Here is a 1,363-nt window from a genome sequence, read left to right on the forward strand (position 1 = left end):
GGGGCGCCAAGCTGATGCAGATTAGATCCAATTGAATCATCGATCCAAGATGGATCTCGCCACAGTAAACCTTAGGATGATGCCGGTGGCGCAACTGGTGCCGCTGGCTCCGACACTGACAGTGCGGGCTCAGTTCGGATCTCCGTCTTTCGTACCTCTACCCTTCTNNATGGCCGAGAAATTCTCAAGCCAGCGCCCTTCCCGCAATGTACAAGAGGGGCGCCAAGCTGATGCAGATTCGATCCGATTGAATCATAGATCCAAGATGGATCTGGCCACAATAAGCCTCAGGATGATGCCGGCGGAGCAGCTGGTGCCGCTGGCTCAGGCACAGACAATGCGGGCTCAGTTCTGATCTCAGTCTTTCGTACCTCTACCCTTCTCAAGGGGTAGATCACCTTGGCTTCCTTATAAATGTCCAGAGAGATCTTTCCACCCACCACATCCTGGATCAGCTGATTTAAGTCCAGGTTCTTCGACCTCTCCATGACGACGCTCTTTGAGAGATCTCTAATGCACTTGACCTGGTTTGCCCGTGCCCTTTTAACTGTAAAGCAGCTGGGCTTGATCCTGACGGTGTAGCCGTCGGTCGTGGTTACATCTACGATGGAATCAATGCGAGAGGTTCTTCTCTTGACCAGAGAGCGCACATAATCTGTGGTCATCTCATGGCCCAGGAACTTCGTATATGCCGAGTCACCAGCTACACGGTCCACTCTGAACTTTAGCTTGGTATTCTGCTTGGAGAAGTTGTTGGTGAGGTCTCCTAAGGTGGTCTCGATGATCCTTCCCACAATCCTCTCGGGATCGTTGGCGATCGTCTCTCCAAAGGGAACCCTTCCGAACATCTCCGGACTTACAACCTTATACCACTGTTTGGCCTTTCTGCTATCAGCCTTTCTCTGCGATCTTCTAGCCAATAAACATCCTCCGAGATAATATTAATCCGAACTCCGTTCAAGCTCACTGTATTTAAACCGATCGCCTAAAACAGGCATGATCCTTACGAAGGCGGTCTTCGTAGCGGAACCTTTCCATTTCGAGATCGCCTTTGTGATGCGATTCCGCTGCTGTCTTTCACTCTGTGATCTGGATTGGGAATGATCTTCTTTCCAGAGGGATGCTCTCCCACGGCCTCTTGTGAACCATGGTTATCTCTGTCCTTCCTGCCTTGATCGGGACAAAGGTTAATGTCTCTATTCCGCCGGATCCAACCGATTCTCCATCGGATTCTTTGAATTCCTTTTTCCTCAGCTCAAGAAAGACTCTGTCGAATGTTGCCTCCCATACATAACCGGTAGTGGGATTCGATTCGAGCGATAAGGTGAACTCCACGTTCAAGCTCGCGTTCATTGGATCACCA

General features: G+C 50.5%; 2 protein-coding genes. Both read right to left on the reverse strand.

What is annotated here, in order from left to right:
* Positions 1-287: 287 nt before the first annotated feature.
* Positions 288-920: a 30S ribosomal protein S3ae gene (locus tag BP727_RS01305; protein WP_013720702.1), complete on the reverse strand. Its 633-nt coding sequence runs from the start codon at positions 918-920 to the stop codon at positions 288-290.
* A gap of 157 nt (positions 921-1,077) precedes the next feature.
* A partial coding sequence (locus BP727_RS01310; RefSeq protein WP_286857009.1) for a protease inhibitor I42 family protein occupies positions 1,078-1,363 on the reverse strand: 286 nt, incomplete at its 5' end.

Source organism: Methanosaeta sp. UBA356, assembly GCF_002496465.1.
GTDB classification, from domain to species: domain Archaea; phylum Halobacteriota; class Methanosarcinia; order Methanotrichales; family Methanotrichaceae; genus Methanothrix; species Methanothrix soehngenii.